This window comes from Streptomyces sp. Ag109_O5-10, assembly GCF_900105755.1.
Lineage (GTDB): Bacteria > Actinomycetota > Actinomycetes > Streptomycetales > Streptomycetaceae > Streptomyces.
Genome location: NZ_FNTQ01000001.1, coordinates 4,549,693 through 4,566,138, shown reverse-complemented (window position 1 = coordinate 4,566,138; position 16,446 = coordinate 4,549,693). Strand labels below are relative to the sequence as shown.

General features: G+C 73.6%; 13 protein-coding genes. 7 read left to right on the top strand and 6 right to left on the bottom strand.

Annotated features, from left to right (window positions below; genetic code table 11):
• Positions 1 to 142 precede the first annotated feature (142 nt).
• Positions 143 to 811 carry a hypothetical protein gene (locus BLW82_RS20885; RefSeq protein WP_093500638.1) on the top strand — a complete coding sequence of 223 codons (669 nt, stop codon included), beginning with the start codon at positions 143 to 145 and terminating at the stop codon, positions 809 to 811.
• A gap of 174 nt (positions 812 to 985) precedes the next feature.
• Here the strand turns inward: BLW82_RS20885 and BLW82_RS20880 are convergent, their stop codons facing one another.
• A complete protein-coding gene (locus tag BLW82_RS20880) occupies positions 986 to 1,339 on the bottom strand; it encodes a VOC family protein (RefSeq protein WP_093500636.1) in 354 nt (117 codons plus the stop codon).
• A 122-nt stretch (positions 1,340 to 1,461) separates the two neighbouring features.
• On the opposite strand from BLW82_RS20880, the gene BLW82_RS20875 reads away from it, so the two are divergent.
• Both BLW82_RS20875 and BLW82_RS20870 read left to right on the top strand, forming a co-directional pair.
• Positions 1,462 to 2,127: an SDR family NAD(P)-dependent oxidoreductase gene (locus tag BLW82_RS20875; protein WP_093500634.1), complete on the top strand. Its 666-nt coding sequence runs from the start codon at positions 1,462 to 1,464 to the stop codon at positions 2,125 to 2,127.
• Positions 2,128 to 2,264: 137 nt separating this feature from the next.
• Positions 2,265 to 3,200: an MIP/aquaporin family protein gene (locus BLW82_RS20870; protein ID WP_093500632.1), complete on the top strand. Its 936-nt coding sequence runs from the start codon at positions 2,265 to 2,267 to the stop codon at positions 3,198 to 3,200.
• Positions 3,201 to 3,203: 3 nt separating this feature from the next.
• Here the strand turns inward: BLW82_RS20870 and BLW82_RS20865 are convergent, their stop codons facing one another.
• Positions 3,204 to 3,425 carry an antitoxin gene (locus tag BLW82_RS20865; RefSeq protein ID WP_093500630.1) on the bottom strand — a complete coding sequence of 74 codons (222 nt, stop codon included), beginning with the start codon at positions 3,423 to 3,425 and terminating at the stop codon, positions 3,204 to 3,206.
• A 388-nt stretch (positions 3,426 to 3,813) separates the two neighbouring features.
• Between BLW82_RS20865 and BLW82_RS20860 the strand changes: the two genes are divergently transcribed.
• A complete protein-coding gene (locus tag BLW82_RS20860) occupies positions 3,814 to 5,049 on the top strand; it encodes an amidohydrolase (RefSeq protein WP_093500628.1) in 1,236 nt (411 codons plus the stop codon).
• 181 nt (positions 5,050 to 5,230) lie between these two features.
• Here BLW82_RS20860 and BLW82_RS20855 read toward each other — a convergent pair whose 3' ends face one another.
• Positions 5,231 to 7,963 (bottom strand): helix-turn-helix transcriptional regulator, encoded by a 2,733-nt coding sequence (locus tag BLW82_RS20855; protein ID WP_256215898.1) that lies wholly within the window; start codon positions 7,961 to 7,963, stop codon positions 5,231 to 5,233.
• A 442-nt stretch (positions 7,964 to 8,405) separates the two neighbouring features.
• Between BLW82_RS20855 and BLW82_RS20850 the strand changes: the two genes are divergently transcribed.
• The 3 genes from BLW82_RS20850 (at position 8,406) to BLW82_RS20840 (ending at position 11,816) form a co-directional block, all read left to right on the top strand.
• A complete protein-coding gene (locus BLW82_RS20850) occupies positions 8,406 to 9,056 on the top strand; it encodes a helix-turn-helix transcriptional regulator (RefSeq protein ID WP_093500624.1) in 651 nt (216 codons plus the stop codon).
• A gap of 136 nt (positions 9,057 to 9,192) precedes the next feature.
• Positions 9,193 to 9,852, top strand: a complete 660-nt coding sequence (locus tag BLW82_RS20845) for a Pvc16 family protein (protein WP_093500622.1) — start codon at positions 9,193 to 9,195, stop codon at positions 9,850 to 9,852.
• On the top strand, positions 9,849 to 11,816 hold the full coding sequence (locus BLW82_RS20840; protein WP_093500620.1) for an ATP-binding protein: 1,968 nt from the start codon (positions 9,849 to 9,851) through the stop codon (positions 11,814 to 11,816). Before BLW82_RS20845 ends, BLW82_RS20840 begins: the two co-directional genes overlap by 4 nt.
• Before the next feature lie 103 nt (positions 11,817 to 11,919).
• Here the strand turns inward: BLW82_RS20840 and BLW82_RS20835 are convergent, their stop codons facing one another.
• The 3 genes from BLW82_RS20835 to BLW82_RS20825 all read right to left on the bottom strand — a co-directional run bounded on the left by BLW82_RS20835 (position 11,920) and on the right by BLW82_RS20825 (position 16,380).
• Positions 11,920 to 13,356, bottom strand: coding sequence for an RICIN domain-containing protein (locus BLW82_RS20835; RefSeq protein ID WP_093500618.1), 1,437 nt, complete (start codon positions 13,354 to 13,356; stop codon positions 11,920 to 11,922).
• On the bottom strand, positions 13,353 to 14,795 hold the full coding sequence (locus tag BLW82_RS20830) for a hydrolase (RefSeq protein WP_093500616.1): 1,443 nt from the start codon (positions 14,793 to 14,795) through the stop codon (positions 13,353 to 13,355). The genes BLW82_RS20835 and BLW82_RS20830 overlap by 4 nt, the downstream gene beginning before the upstream one ends.
• A gap of 103 nt (positions 14,796 to 14,898) precedes the next feature.
• Positions 14,899 to 16,380 (bottom strand): eCIS core domain-containing protein, encoded by a 1,482-nt coding sequence (locus BLW82_RS20825; protein ID WP_093500614.1) that lies wholly within the window; start codon positions 16,378 to 16,380, stop codon positions 14,899 to 14,901.
• Between the last annotated feature and the right edge of the window lie 66 nt (positions 16,381 to 16,446).

The following is a 16,446-nucleotide window of genomic DNA, read 5'->3' as shown; positions in this document are numbered from 1 at the left end:
GCGGAGTGTGCCGCAGCGACCTGTGCCGCCGGCGACGGGACCACCGGCCGGCCGAATCGGCCGACACCGGGCGCGGGGTCGGTGTGGCGCCCGCTCTGGCCAGCGATAATCGCCGCATGGCACCCTCTTCCGCCGTCGCCGCGTGAACATCACCCATCTGCATCGGCGCCTGCTGCCCGACCTGCTGTCGGTCGGTGCCGGGTACCCCCTGGCGCTGACCGGTGACTACGCGGCCCAGGCCCATGGCCTGTTCGACCGGCCCGGGCGGACGGTGGACGCGGCCACGCAGAGCCCGGCTCCCATGCCGGCGATCGCCGAAGCGGTCGTGGCCGGCATGCGCGAGCGCGGCTGGCGTGTCGACGCCCGTGAGACGGACCCCCTCTCCGCACAGCTCGTCGTCGCCGACGCGGTCGCGGAGGAGGAGGGCGAGGTCGACCTCCTCAAGGAGGCCTTCTGGCACCCGCCGGTCCGGACGGAACTCGGCCTGACCCTCGCCCTCGAGGACGTGGTCGGCATGCGGGTCTGGGCACTGACCGACCGCGGCCTGCCCCGCGACCTCCTGGTCGTGCACGCCGCCGCGGACCGCTGGACCCTCCCCGACCTGGAGGACCTCGGCCGCCGGCACGCCCGTGACACCTTCGACCTCGCCGACCTCCAGTCCCGCCTGACCGGCACGGACTGGATCGACGACCGGGAGTTCGCGAAACACGGCGCGGACGCCGAGGAGATCACCGCCCTGCGCCGGTGGGCCCAGGCCTGGGCCGACGACATCGCGGAACGCCTGATCGAGGGGCGGCCGCCGGAGGACTGACCCCCGGCACGGTCGTCCGCCCGCCTGCTGCCGCTGCCCCGCGGCCCGCGCCCGCCACAGGAGCAAGGCCCTCGACGCGGCAGCACCGTCACCGCCATCGCGACCCGCGTGCGCGCAGTGTGGGAGGGGCGGGCCGGATCCCGGCCGGCCCCTCCCCCGACCCGGGTTCCGCCGTCAGGCCGGCTGCCACAGTTCGATGCGGTTGCCCTCCGGGTCGGTGACCCAGCCGAAGCGGCCCACGCCGTCCATGTCCTGGGTCTCCGCGTCGACGTCCGCGCCCTTGGCGCGCAGCTGGGCGAGCATCGCGTCCAGGTCGCGGACCCGGAAGTTGAGCATGGTCTGCTGGGCGGGGGAGCCGAAGTAGTCGGTCCCGGCCTCGAAGGCCGCGAACACCGTCGGCCCGGCCGGCTGCTCCCACAGGCCGTGGTCGTCGATGTCCAGGCCCAGGCAGTCGCGGTACCACGCCTTCTGGGCCGCCGGATCGGCGGACCGCAGGAAGTACCCGCCGATTCCAAGCACACGTTCCATGCCGCCATCCTGCCAAGGACGGAGACGGCACGCACGTGTGAAGTCGGGGGGCGCGCGGTACGGACGTAGGTGCAAGCGTGCCGTGTCAGCCGTGTCAGCCGTGTCGCCCGTCGGGAGTCGTCGTGAGCAGTGTTGCCATCGTGGGGGCCGGGCCCGGCCTGGGGGCCGCCGTCGCCCGGCGGTTCGGGCGGGAGGGGTTCGCGGTGGCACTGCTGGCCCGGGACGGGGAGCGGCTCCGGGCGCTGGCCGACGAGCTGGCCCAGGAGGGCGTCCGCGCCCGCGGGTTCGCCGCCGACGTCAGGGACCCGCTCGCCCTCGCGGGGGCGCTGGCGCGGGCCGCCGGGGAACTCGGGACCGTCGAGGTCCTGCAGTACAGCCCGGTACCGCAGCGGGACTTCATGCTGCCGGTCCTGGAGACCACCCACGCGGACCTGACCGGCCCCGTCGAGTTCTCGGTGTACGGGCCGGTCGCCGCCGTCCAGCAGGTGCTGCCGGGCATGCGGGAGCTGGGGCGGGGGACGATCCTGCTCGTCAACGGCGGTACCGCCGTCATCCCGCACCCCGACCGGGCCGGGACCTCCATCGCCTTCGCCGCCGAGAGCGCGTACGGGCACCTGCTGCACGACCGGCTCGCGGGCGAGGGCATTTACGTGGGGCAGCTCATCATCCCGGGGGCCATCGTCGTCGGGCACCCGCGCAAGGACCCCGCCGCGCTCGCCGACGCGCTGTGGGGGATGCACCGCGACCGGCACGGGTTCCGGCACTACGCCGACGACCTCGACGGATAAGTCCGGGGAGGAACCGGTGCGGAGCGGTCCCGTCGGGCGGAGCGGGCCGATCTGCGCGAACATCATTTGTGGGTCAATATGGTGTTCGGCCCGATTGCTCCTCTCGGGGAGTCGGCGATGGCTAAAGGGGGCCAGCGATGGCTGTGGAAATACCTCCGCTCCTCAAATCCTCCCGGCTCAGAAGCCGTGGAGGCCTGCTCGGTGAGTGCCTGGCAGAGTTTCTCGGGACCTTCGTCATCATCGCGTTCGGCGCCGGTGTCGTGGCGATGGCGGTGGCCGCGCTGCCCGGGTCCGGTCGGGCGGAGACCCCCACGACGATCTTCCTCGCCGCCGGTGACTGGCTCCTGATCGCGTGGGGCTGGGGCCTGGCCGTGACCTTCGCCATCTACGTGGCAGGCGGGGTCAGCGGGGCCCATCTGAACCCGGCGGTGACGCTCGCGTTCGCCGTGCGCCGCAACTTCCCCTGGGTGAAGGTGGTGCCCTACTGGGCCTCGCAGGTACTGGGCGCCTTCGCCGGGGCCGCGCTGGTCTTCCTCGTGTACCACGACGCGATCAACGCGTTCGACGCCGCGTCGAAGCCGCCGAAGGTGGGCGGGCACACCGAGGCCACCTTCTCCATCTTCGCCACCTTCCCGGCGCCTTACTTCCACGGCGGGATCTGGGGGCCGCTGATCGACCAGATCGTCGGCACGGCCTTCCTCGTCATGTTCGTCGTCGCCGTCATCGACCTGCGCAACACGGCCGTCGGGTCCAACCTCGGGCCGTTCGTCATCGGCCTGGCCGTCGCCGCCATCGGCATGTCCTACGGCGCGAACGCCGGCTACGCCATCAACCCGGCCCGTGACTTCGGTCCGCGGGTGCTCACCTGGCTGGCCGGGTGGAAGAGCCTCGCGTTCCCGGGGAACGGGGCGACGTTCAGCGGGTACTGGTGGATCCCGATCGTCGGTCCACTGGTCGGCGGCGTGATCGGGGTGCTGGTCTACGACCTGTTCATCGGCGACGTCCTGCACGCCCGGCTGAAACTGGGCGAGTTGACGGAGCCGGGCCGGACCCGCCCGACCACCGACACGTAGGCGCTACGTCCCGGAGCCCTGCTCGCCCAGGCGCTCCACCAGCTCCTGCGCCTTGGAGACCCCGGTGTCGATCTGCTCGGTGTACTTGCCGTCGGTCCGCTCGTCGACCAGGTCGCCCGCCTTCTCCAGGCCGGCCCCGATCGCGTCACCGTGTTCCTCGGCGACGTCCTTCGCCTTGTCCGCCAGGTTCTTCAGCCCGTCGATCCCACCGATTCCCTCCAGCATGCTGACATCGTCCCCTGCGAAGGCGAGACACGACAAGCCGGCGCCCGGGGCATTCGAAGGGGGGCGGGGGGTGCCCCGGCGGAAGGCCGGGGAGGAACTGCGCGACCGGCCACGGCGCGGTCGCAGACGAACGACGCGGCGCACCGGCCGGCCCCGAGCGATCCGGGCCCAGGGGCGCGCGGCGGTCAGGAGAGTGTCGTCCGCGGGCCAGGTCCGGCTCGGGGCCGCCGGCGGACGCGGCGGCGGACGCGGTGGCGACGCCCGCGCCGGAATCCGGCAAGCCCAGGCCGGTCACGTCGTTTTCCTGCGTTTCTGCGCGAAGTCCGGTCCCGGGGTTGATCCTGATCCTGATTCGGCAGGCACGCGACGCACCCCGGGAGACGACGACATGAGTACCAGCCCCCTCCTGACCGGCCTGAGCGACCGGCTCCCCGAGCTGCGGGCGCTCTACGAGGACCTGCACGCGCACCCGGAGCTGTCGTTCGCCGAGGAACGGACCGCGGCCGCCGTCGCGGGGCGGCTGCGGGAGCAGGGCTGGGAGGTCACCGAGGGGGTTGGCGGCACCGGGGTGGTCGGGGTGCTGGCCAACGGGGACGGGCCGGTGGTGCTGCTGCGGGCCGACATGGACGCGCTGCCGGTGCAGGAGGAGACCGGACTGCCGTACGCCTCGAAGACCGCCGGGGTGATGCACGCGTGCGGGCACGACCTGCACGTCGCCTGCCTGCTGGGAGCCACCGGGCAGCTGGCCGCCGGACGGGACGGGTGGCGCGGGACGGTGGTCGCCGTCTTCCAGCCGGCCGAGGAGGTCGGCGGGGCGCCGAAGATGCTCGCGGACGGGTTCGCCGAGCGGTTCCCGCGGCCGGACGTGTGCCTCGCCCAGCACGTGGCCGCGGCCCCCGCCGGGCTCGTCGGGACCCGGGCGGGGGCCCTGATGGCGGGCGCGGACAGCATGCGGGTCACGCTGTTCGGGCGGGGCGGGCACGGGTCCACGCCGGAGGCCACCGTCGACCCGGTGGTGCTGGCCGCCGCGGTCGTGATGCGGCTGCAGACCGTCGTGTCCCGCGAGGTGGGCGCGAACCAGCAGGCCGTCGTCACGGTCGGCTCGATCCACGGCGGGACCAAGGAGAACATCATCCCCGACAGCGTCGAGCTGAAGATCAACGTACGGACCACCACGGCGGCCGTCCGGGAGCGGGTCCTGGCCGCGGTCGAGCGGATCATACGGGCCGAGGCCGCCGCCTCCGACGTGTCCAGGGAGCCGGAGATCGCCCCCATCGACTCCTTCCCGGTCACCCACAACGACCCCGCCGCGACCGCGTCCGTGCAGGCCGCGCTGGCCGGCGAGTTCCCGGGCCTCACCTTCGAGCTGACCTCACCGGTCCCCAACAGCGAGGACTTCGGGGCCTTCGGCACGGCCCTCGGGGTGCCCTCGGTCTTCTGGTTCGTCGGCGGCGCCGACCACAAGCTCTACGAGGGCGTCGACCTGGCGGCCCTGGTCCGCGACGGCATCCCCCCGCAGATCCCCTCCAACCACTCCCCGCACTTCGCTCCCGTCCCCGACCCGACGATCGAGACGGGCGTCCGTGCGCTCCTCGCGGCGGCGGCCCACTGGCTGGCCCCCTGACGCCCCGTCCGGTCCGCTAGTGCCGCAACAGGCGACGTTCGCCCCGTCACGACGCCCGGCACGCACTCTCGCCGCACCGGCCGAAAGCCCAAGTACATCCAGTACGAGGACTTCCGGCCGGCACGCCGAGAGCACGCACCGGACGCCGCTCCTTGACGGGCAAACGTTGCCTGCCGCGGCACTAGGGACGGGGCGCGGCCTGGTCCAGGGCCGGGCGCAGGTCCCCGCGGCGGCGGATGCCCAGCTTGCGGTAGGTGTGCGTGAGATGGGTCTCCACGGTGCGGCGGGCCAGATGGAGGGCGGCCGCGATCTCCACGTTCGTACGCCCCTCGGCGGCGAGTTCGGCGATCCGCCGCTCGCTGCCGGTGAGCGAGGCGGCGCCGGTACGGCGCCTCGGGGAGCGGGCGCCGCCCTTGCGCAGGATCTCCTCGGTCAGCTCCGACAGCCGTACCGCGCCCTGCCGTTCGGCGTGCTCGGCGGCCTCCCGCAGGCAGTCGCGGGCGCGGGCCCCCTCCCCGGCGGCCATGAGCTGGCGGCCCAGCGCGATCAGGGCGAGCGCCGGCTCGGTACCGGCCGGGCCGCCGTCCCGCAGCAGCCGCACCGCCTCCTCGGTGAGTTCCAGGCCGCGGCGGCCCCCGGTCGCCGTACCGAGGACGCGCAGCGCCCGGCCGACCGTGCGCGCGGTGCCCCAGATCCGGGCCAGCCGCAGCTCCTCCTCGGCCAGCGCGATGGCCTCCAGCGGGCGGTCCAGGGCCAGCCGGCACTCGGCGGCCGCGGTCCGCCACGGGGTGACCACCGGGCTGATCACGTCACGGGCCGTCTGGCGGCGCCCGCACTCCAGGAAGTCGTGCAGCGCGGCGGCCGGGTCCCCGGCCGCCGCCCGCACCACGCCCCGCGCGTACAGGAACCGGTTCAGCTCCCAGGAGTCCGGCGACTCCCGCAGGTCGATCCCGGCGACCAGGTCCGCGGCCCGTGCGCCGCGGCCGGTCTCCACGAGCGCGATCAGCGCGTGCGCGTCGGCGTTGGACGGCGTGACCGCGTCCGGGACGGTGGCCGGACGGGTGTGGTCGGCGCGGGCCGCCGCGATGTCCGTGCGGCTGTTGAGCAGCGCCTGGTGCATGGGGTGCAGCAGGTCGGGGCGCTGCCCGGCCAGGCCGCGGTCCACCAGCCGGTCGGCCTCGTCGAGTTCGTCCGCCCACTGGGCGACGGTGGCCGCGGTGCCGACCAGGAACGGCTCGGTGAGCGGGTCGGCGGGTTCGGCCAGCAGGGCGCGCAGCTGCCGCATGGCGTCCCGGGCCGACGTGAGGCCCGCGGAGGCCGCGTGCCGCACCAGCAGGGCCTGGCCGGCCGTGCCGACCAGCTCCGGGGAGCGGTCGGCGGTCTCGGACAGCCGCCGGTAGACCTCCTGGCGTACCTCCTGGTCCTGGTCGGACAGGAGGACGGAGGCGGTGTGCAGGGTGCGGACCAGGTCGGGGTGGCCGTCCAGTTCGCCGTTCACGGAGCGCAGCAGTTCGACGGCCTTGCGGGTGCGGCCCCGGCCGGTCAGCGCGGTGCCCAGGGCGACGGCCGCGCGCACCCGGTCCTGCGGGGCCGCGGGCAGCCGGACCGCCTCGGCCAGGCGGGGTATCGCGGCGGTGGAGCGGGGCGCCGCGTACTCCAGTGAGCCCAGTTCGGTCAGCAGCCGCTGCCGGTGGTCGTCGGGGAGGGGTTCCTCCAGGGCGCGGCGCAGATAGGCGACGGCGTCCTCGGCGCGGTCCTCGTAGAGGGCGACGGCCGCCGCGTCCCGGAGCAGGGCCGGTGCCCAGGGGGCGTCCACCGGCCCGGTGGCGAGCAACTGGCGGGCCACGGCCTCGACGGGCGCGTCCTGGCGCAGCATCGCCTCGGCGATCGCCCGGTGGGCGGTGCGGCGGCGGGCGGCGGGGACACCGGCGAGGACCGCGTCGCGCAGCAGTGGGTGCGGGAAGTGCGGGCGGCCGTCGGCGCCCAGGGTGAGCAGGCCGAGGTTGGTCATGGCGGTGAGCCAGCCCGCCACCCGGACGGGGTCGGCGTCGGCCAGGTCGGCGAGGAGCGGGGTGATCTCGCTCTCCGGCAGGCCGGTGCCGGGGTCCTCCTCCAGGACGGCGAGGGTCCTGGCGACCTCGGTGGTGATCGGTCCCGCGCTGTCCAGCCACCACTGGACGGCGGCCGGGTACGCGCCCGGGTAGAGGGCGGCCGTCGTCTCGGGCACGTCCCGGTGCCGGCTCTCGGCCAGGTCGTCGAGGAGGGCGCCCAGCAGCAGCGGGCTGCCGGCCGCCGCCCGGACACAGGCGTCGACCCAGAACCGGGACGCGTCGGGGAACACGGCACGCACCCGGGCGGCGGCGGTCGCCGGGGCGAGGGGCGCGAGGGTGTGGGTGCGGACCAGCGCCGGCGGCAGGGTGTGGGTGAAACCGAGGGCGGGCGGGTCCAGGTCGTACTGGCTGCGTTCGCTGACGACGAGGAGGATCGGTAAGCGGTCTATGTGCCGGGCCGACTCCACGAGCCAGCGGTGCGAGGGGGCGTCGGCGAGGTGGACGTCGTCCACGGCGACGAGGAGCGGCGAGACCTCGGCGTAGGCGCGCAGCACCCGCCACAGGCCGGCGGCGGTCGACCGTTCGTCCCCGTCCACCGCGAGGTCGGCGAACTCCGGTACCGGCCCGAGGAGTTGGAGGACGGTCGAGAAGGAGATGGGGGTGTCGCCGGGTGAGCAGCGGGCGCGGAGCACCTTCAGGCCGAGGGTGCTCGCCTGCTCGGCGGCGGCCTCCAGCACGGTGGTGCGTCCGGTTCCGGTGGCGCCCCGGAGAAGCACGAGGCGGCCGCTGCCCGCCAGCGTGCGCTCGGCTTCCTCGGCCAGCAGGTGCATGGCGGCGGCGAGTTCAGGGGACGGCTGGGTCATGCCTGGCTCCTCGCGGTGCGCTGGTGGGTTCGGGGGGTTAGAGGTGGTGGGAGCGGGAGAGGTTGTGGGGTGCCGGGGGTGGGCGGGGGGTTTGTTGCAGGGGCCGCACATTTGATACGGGGCCGTGGATCTGGGTGGGGGTGCGGGCGGTCGCGGGTGAGCCGCGGGCCGGTGGGGGCCGGCCGCGCGGTTCCTCGCGCCCCTTTTCGGGCCGGACCGGTGGACCCACCTTCCTGGGGGCGCGGGGAACTGCGCGACCAGCCAGAACACTCCCGCGGCTCACCCACGGCCGCACGCACCCCCATCCGGCCCCCCGAACATCTCGTGGTCCTTCTCGTGGTCCTCCACGATTGTCGTTGCCCCTTTGGCCACAGCAGGCTGGGTACTACCGCCCGTCACTGTTCCCTCGGCGACGACGGGCACGTGGACATAGGGGAAGCGGTTGGTCAGCAACAGCTCATTGGCGTCGGTCGGCCGCACGCCCGTGGCGGTGTACGCGCCGGACCCGATCTCCCGCGAGGGCGCGCTCAGCCAGCTGCGGCGGCACCCGGAGGTCGAGATACGTGAGGAGTCCGAGACCGGGCCCGGCACGGTGGCGCTGCTCATCAGCGACGGCCTCGACGAACCCGAACTGACCAGGCTGCGCCGGGTGGTGCGCAGTGAGGGGGCGCGGGCCGTACTCGTGGTCGGGGCGCTGCGCGAGACCGAGCTGCTCGATGTGATCGAGTGCGGGGTCGGGGCCATCGTATGGCGCCACGAGGCCACCGAACTCCGCATCGTGCAGGCCGTCCTCGCGGCCGCCCGGGGCGACGGGGACCTGCCCGCCGACCTGCTCGGCCGGCTCATCAACCAGGTCGGCACCCTGCACCGCAGCGCCGCCGGCCGTCCGGGTGCCCCGGCAGCCGGGCTGTCCGCCCGCGAGGTGGACGTCCTGCGGCTGGTCGCCGAGGGCCTCGACACCGGTGAGATCGCCAGCAAGCTGTCCTACTCCGAGCGCACCGTCAAGAACGTGATGCACGGGCTGACCACCCGACTGCACCTGCGCAACCGGGCCCACGCCGTCGCCCATGCCCTCCGGGAAGGCTACATCTGACCGATCGGGCAGCGGACACCGGTTCCGGGGCAGGCCGGTCTGCCCGGCCGCGCCTGCGGGCGCGGCGGGGACGAAGGGCAGGATGGGGTGTGTATGCCGAGCGGGCCGCGCGGGTCCATGGGGTGGTGAGTACGGCGTGATCCACGAGGTGGACCAGGTGCTGCGGAACCTGCTGACCGGCGGTGCGCTGGAGGGCTCCGGCATCGAGGTCTCCTTCGACGCCCCCACCCGCGACTGGTCGGCCCGCCGCAACGGCCCCGTGATCAACAGTTACCTGTACGACATCCGGGAGGACGTGCAGCGCCGTCAGCGCGGGCACGTCGACGTCCGCGACGAGCGGGACGTCGTGGTCAAGCGCCGCCAGCCGCCCCGGTGGTTCCGGCTGTCGTACCTGGTGACGGCGTGGACCAAGCGGCCCGAGGACGAGCACCGGCTGATCAGCGCGGTGCTCGCGACGCTGATCCCGCGGGAGCTGATCCATCCGTCGGAACTGCCGGGCTCGCTGGGCGCGCTGGGTCTGACGATCCCGCTGTCGTGCGCCGGCATCCAGTCCGAGGCGCGCTCCCTCGCCGAGATCTGGTCGGCGCTCGGCGGCGAGCTCAAGCCGTCCCTGGACGTCGTGATCACGGCGCCCTTCCCGGCCTACCCCGAGTACGACGCCGGTCCGCCGGTCACCGAGGGCGCCGCCGTGCGGGTGCGCGACGGGATGGACGACAGCGCGCCGGTCCTGGAGGAGCGGGCCCACCGGCCCGGCCAGGTCGCCGAGGCCGCGGCCGCCCGGCGGGTCCGGCCGTGACCCTGGACGTCTCCCTGGAGCCGGCCGCCGCGCTCCTGACCCGGCTCTCCGCGCTGCGCGACCGGGTCGCCGCCCTGGTCGCCCACCGCTCCGCCGACGACCCCACGGCCGACGACCCGCTGCGCGGCCTCTACCTCTCCGAGGAAGCGGTACGGCACCTCCTGCGCCCCCAGCCGGAACCGGCCGAACTCCCCTCCCTGGCCGACGGTTTCGCCGACCCGCTCGCCGCCCTCGCGACCCGCCTGCGCCTCACTCCCCTCGACACCACTCTCCTCCTCGTCGCACTCGCCCCGGACCTCGACCGCACCTTCGAGCAGCTGTACGGCTACCTCAACGACGACGTCGGCCGCCGCCGCGCCACCGTCGGCCTCGCCCTCGACCTGTGCGGCGCCCCCGCGCACCTCGCCGCGGCCCGCGCCCGCTTCCACCCCGCCGCCCCGCTCACCGCGCTCGGCCTGCTCACCGTCGAGGAGCCCGAACGCCCCTTCCTCAGCCGCTCGTTGCGCGTCCCCGACCGGGTCCTGGCCCACCTCCTCGGCGACGACACCCCGGACGCGGCGCTGACCGGGCACCTGCGGGAACTGCCGTACGGCGGCGAGCCCGCCGACCCGGAGTTCGTGAGGCGGCTGGCCGCGCGGATCGCCACCGGGCCGCTCTTCGCCTTCCTGCGGGAGCGGCAGGAGGGCGACGGCCTCGGCTGCGCGGCCGCCGCGCTGCGGCTCGCGGGGCGGGCGGCGCTGCACTGCACCGGGCCCGAGGAACGGATCCCGGAGCTGCTGCGGGAGGCCCGCCTGAGCGGGCGGGCGATCCTGGTCCACAGCGACCAACCGGGCACGGTGCTGGGGGCGTTGAGCGGCGACGCGGCCGCGGACGTCACCGTGCTGGTGACTGCTGCCCGCCCTTACGACCCCCAGTGGTGCGACCACCGCGACCCCCTCGTCCTCGACGTGCCCTCCCGGCGCTCCGCCGCACCGGACGCCTGGGCGGCCGTGCTGCCCGGCGACCCCGGTTTCGACCTCGCCGCCACCGTCGCCCCGTACCACCTCGGCGGCGAGCGCCTCACCCGGGCGGCCCGCGCCGCGCAGGACCTCGCCGCCTTCGAGGGCACCCCGCTGACCGCCGCCCACCTGCGGCTCGGTGCCCGCCAGCAGTCCGCCTCCGGCCTGGAGCAGCACGCCCGCCGGATCCGGCCCGCCGTCGACTGGCGGGACCTGGTGCTGCCCGAACGGCCGCTCACCGAACTGCGGGAACTCGCCCTGCGCGCCCGCCACCGCGACCGGGTGCTCGGCGACTGGCGGCTGAGCGCGGGCGGCGGCAGGGGACGCGGAGTGCTCGGCCTCTTCGCGGGCGAGTCGGGCACCGGCAAGACCCTGTCGGCGGAGGTGGTGGCCGCCGAACTCGGCCTCGACCTGTACGTCGTCCAGCTCTCCTCCGTGGTGGACAAGTACGTCGGGGAGACCGAGAAGAACCTCGAACGCATCTTCACCGAGGCCGACCGCACCGACGCCGTGCTGCTCTTCGACGAGGCCGACGCCGTCTTCGGCAAGCGCTCCGAGGTCAAGGACGCCCACGACCGGTACGCCAACCTGGAGTCCGCCTACCTCCTGCAGCGCCTGGAGGCCTTCCACGGCATCGCGCTGCTCACCACCAACCTGCGCGCCAACATCGACGAGGCCTTCACCCGGCGGCTGGACCTGGTGATCGACTTCCCGTTTCCGGACGAGGAGCAGCGACTGGCGCTGTGGCGGCACGGCCTGGCGCACGTGCCGAGCGAGGAGGGCGTCGAACTACGGCCGCTGGCATCGGAGTTCGAGCTCGCCGGCGGTTCCATCCGGAGCGCGGTGGTGACCGCGGCGTACCTCGCGGCGGGCCGGGGCGACTCCGTGGGTGCGGCGGACCTGCTGGAAGGGGCGCGGCGCGAGTACCGGAAGGCGGGGCGGCTGGTGCCGGGCACGTGGGCGTGAGCGTTGCGCGGGGGCGCCGCAGGGGGGTGCGCGCCGTAGGCCGGCTGCGGCGCCGTCGTGGCCGGTCGCGCAGTTCCCCCGGTCCCTCATCGGGCGCTGCAGCTCAGTGGCCCGAAGGGTGGACGATCTGCCACTCCTGGTCGTCGGTGTTGGAGCAGTGGTACAGGGTCAGGTTGGTGTCGTTGCCGCCGGTGCTGTAGCCCGCGACGTCCAGACAGAGGTTGTCGCTGGCGAAGTTGCGGATCCAGTAGGCGCCACTGGGCTGCTTGTCGATCCACCACAGCTGGTTGTCACCCTTGGTGCCGTCGCACGCGTACTCGGTGATCGGTGCGGACAGCCTGGCTGAGCCCTTGTCGGGCAGGTCCATGCACAGCTGGTCCTTGGCGTTGCGGATCTGGAAGAGCGCGGCCGAGCCGGGGCCGCCCTTCGGGTACCGCACCTCGAGGTTCCACAGCTGGTTGTCGTGGGTGGTCTCGTCGCAGGTGTACTCGCGCACCGGGCCGTCGCTGGTGCCGTTGTCGTAGCCGGGGATGTCCGCGCACTTCTTGGTGGTCGTGTTGCGCAGCAGGATGTTCGTCGCCGGCACGACGGGCTTGGGGGCCTTCTTCTTCGTCGCCCGCGGGGTCGGCTGGGACTGGCCGCCGCCCTTCGTGCCGGACGAGCCGTTGCCGTCGTTCGCCGGCTGCTGCTCCACCGGGGTCGGCGAGGGCGCCGGCGCGGCCGCCAGGGGGGCGCTGGCCGTGGGGCTGGGGGCGATGCTGCTCACCGCGGCTTCCACGGGCTGTTCCTGGGCGAGGCTCTGCACGTGGGGTTTGTAGTTGAACCAGATCAGGGCGAAGGTGACGGCGAGCGCCAGCAGGGTGCCGAAGAGGGTGGCGAGCCAGCGGGGCAGGAAACCGCGCTGGAGGTAGGTGCCGTCCACAGGCTGTGGATTGACGCCCGACCGCTGGACGGTGAGCCGGTAGGGCCGCTGCTCCTTCGGGCCGAACCAGATGATCCGCCGGGGCCTGAGGGTGGCCTTGACGAAGGCGGCGCGGCCCGGGTCGATCTGGACGTTGCTGGGGTGGAGGTCGTAGACGAGCTGGTCGCCGTTGTCGCTGCCGCTGACCGAGGCGGTCAGCTTCGTGTTGCCGAGGTTGTCGATGGCCAGCTTCGGGCGGCCCCGGAAGCGGCCCTTGACGGTCGGCGGGACCAGCTCCGCGCGCAGCTCGGTGAAGGGGGTGATGGTGAGGTTGCCCTCGGGGACGGTGACGGCCTCGGGGTGCTCGGTGGGTGTGATGCGGACCGCGTAGGGGTTCGGGCCGGCGGTGGCGTCCGGGGTGCGCGGTGGGGCGAAGGTGAGCTCGACCGAGCCGGTGGTGCCCGGGTAGAGGCGGAGCGTGGCCGGTTCGACGGTCGTCCAGGGCGCGATGGGGCCCACCGGTTCGAAGCGGTACTCGTCGACGACGTCACCGGTGTTGCGCAGCCGCAGGCGCACCCGCGTCGAGGCACCCGGGTCCACGGTCGCGGAGGCGGGTTCCAGAGAGGTCCACAGCGTCATGGGGTCACCGTCAGCTTGAAGGCTTCGAGCCACAGCGTGTTGTCGAGGGTGCCGACGAAATCGAGAGCGTTGTTGTCGCTGCGGGGGCCCTTGCACCACTGGTCGCCCCAGTCGTGGTCGCGGACCTTCGCGCTGCTGCAGCTCTGGCCGTTGCCGACGTTGAAGGCGAAGCCCTCGATGTAGGGGTCGGCCGCCTTGGTGCTGCCGATGTAGTTGTCCTTGCCGTCGGCGATGATCGCCGTCCAGTTCGGGTACCACGTGCCCTGGCCGCTGGTGGACCGGGCGTCGTAGTGGAACCAGTTGGCGGCGGAGCCCTGGACGCCGTACACCGCGAGGTTGATGGCCTTGATCGGCAGGTTCTTGCCGACGGTGCCGGACATGGTGCCGTCGCAGACGGGCTTCTGCCAGCCGGTGCCCTGGACGTAGGAGCGGTAGCAGATGTGCCGTCCGGCCGGGTCGTCGGCGGCGAGGCGGTTGACCGCGGTCGCCGCGGTGTCCTGCTTGGGCTTGGCGGTCACGGTGGCCGTCGCACCGCCGCCGCCCCCGCCTCCGCTCCCCCCGCCGTTGCCGTTCGCGGTGTTCGCCGGGGGCGCCGACGACGGCGTCTCGGTGGGCGCCGGCGGCGGCGTCGGGGTGACGGAGGGGCTGGGGGCGATGCTGCTCACCGCGGCTTCCACGGGCTGTTCCTGGGCGAGGCTCTGCACGTGGGGTTTGTAGTTGAACCAGATCAGGGCGAAGGTGACGGCGAGCGCCAGCAGGGTGCCGAAGAGGGTGGCGAGCCAGCGGGGCAGGAAACCGCGCTGGAGGTAGGTGCCGTCCACAGGCTGTGGATTGACGCCCGACCGCTGGACGGTGAGCCGGTAGGGCCGCTGCTCCTTCGGGCCGAACCAGATGATCCGCCGGGGCCTGAGGGTGGCCTTGACGAAGGCGGCGCGGCCCGGGTCGATCTGGACGTTGCTGGGGTGGAGGTCGTAGACGAGCTGGTCGCCGTTGTCGCTGCCGCTGACCGAGGCGGTCAGCTTCGTGTTGCCGAGGTTGTCGATGGCCAGCTTCGGGCGGCCCCGGAAGCGGCCTTTGACGGTGGGCGGGACCAGCTCCGCGCGCAGCTCGGTGAAGGGGGTGATGGTGAGGTTGCCCTCGGGGACGGTGACGGCCTCGGGGTGCTCGGTGGGCGTGATGCGGACCGCGTAGGGGTTGGGGCCTGCCGTGGCGTCCGGGGTGCGCGGTGGGGCGAAGGTGAGCTCGACCGAGCCGGTGGTGCCCGGGTAGAGGCGGAGCGTGGCGGGTTCGACGGTCGTCCAGGGCGCGATGGGGCCCACCGGTTCGAAGCGGTACTCGTCGACGACGTCACCGGTGTTGCGCAGCCGCAGGCGTACACGGGTCGAGGCACCCGGGTCCACGGTCGCGGACGAGGGTTCCAGAGAGGTCCACAGGCTCACCGTTCGGACGCTAGTGCCGCGGCCGGGGCGGCGCAGGAGGCGTCGGGGCAGCTCCGGTGCCCCAAGAGGCAGGGCTCGGCCGACCTCCGGCCGCCCGCACGACCTAACCGGTCGGGAACATGTGGTTCCAGTACATGTTCCCGACGCGTCGCTGGAGCTTGTCGCGCAGGGACAGGGCGAACCGGCCCTTACCGGTCCGCTCGTCGTACTTCGGGTCGCTCAGCTCGGTCTCGATCGCACGCAACAGGTCCTGCTGGGAGGCACCACCGTGCGCCGCGACGTAACGGGTCATCGACCGCCAGGGGTTGCTCAGCGGGGTGAACGGCCGCGTCTCCTCGTTGGCCTCGGCCTGCTCCCTGGCCCGGCTCGACAGGCTGTTGTCGGCGTCCGTGTACTCGAGGCGCATCTCGTCCGCGAACAGGTTCTCGTTCACCAGGATGTTGTGGTACTCCACCAGCGCCCGCTTGGCCCCGGCCATGTCGATGTCGAACCCGGCCTGGGCCTGCCGCAGATGGCCCATCTCGTGCTGGACGACCTGGTCGAACGTGAACTTGGCGGGCGGATCGGCGTTGACCAGGATGATGCCGGACTCCCGCAGGTAGCCGCCACCACCGGCCTGCTCGACCACCACGCTGGCAGGGGTGTTCCCGTCCTCGTAGTGGTTGAGCGACTGCACGCTCTCGTCCAGTTCGGCGCCGGTCAGTCCGACGACGTACCCCTCCTCGTAGTCCCGGAACCTCCGGCTGGCGGGTATGCCGTTCGGCACCTTGACCAGCTTGACGGTGCCCTCCTCGATGCCCAGTTTCTCGGACACGCCCTGCACGAACCCGGGACTCAGCACGCGCTGCACCGCGACCGGGCCGGGGCCTTCCGGCACCGGGGCGGGGACGGCGCTCGACCCGGTGCTCGCCGGCTGCCGCTGCACCTGGGGCGCCGGCCCGCTCATCACGCGCCGCGCCTTGCTCACCGCGTGCCGTTCGCCGGAGTCGTTCACGTCGGACACGCTGACCCCGGCGCCGGTGTCCGTGCCGGGGACGGGACCCTTCAACTGATCCTCGTAGTGGGTCAGTTCGTGGGCCCAGTCCTCCTTCGTCATGGAGTCGCCGACCACGATGTTGGGGCCCGTGGTGTAGGCCTTGGCGCCGAGTTCCTGCGCCGACTCCCGGGCCAGGGGTCCCGTGTGCACCCGCACGCCGCTGAAGTCCGCGCCGTCGAAACGGCTCTCCATCTCCGACTGCAGTGCCTGGTCCATGCTCTGGCCGGGGGATTCGATCACCCTGTGCACCAGGGCCCGGCGCTGCACCGCGGGTCCGTGGCCGCAGGCCGCGTCGTGTTCGTGGAGTTCCTCGCCCGCCGCCTGCCGCTGTACCGCCGGCAGGTGGCCGCAGCTCGCGTCGTGCCGGTGGCGCGAGGCCTCGACTGTGCGGGCCACCGCGGCGTTGCCCGCCGTCCGCTGGAGGGCGAGCAGCCCGGCGGCGGTCCCGGTGGCGGCCGCCCGGTCCGCGTCGGCGGACGCGTCCCGGGTCGCCGGACGGCGGGTCGCCTGCGGTTGGCCGGCCTGCTTGTGTTCCTCCTGCGTGTGCATGAACTACCTTTCGGCGACGGGCCCTTGACCACAACTACGAGTACCGGGGCCGGGTGCGCAAGGGGC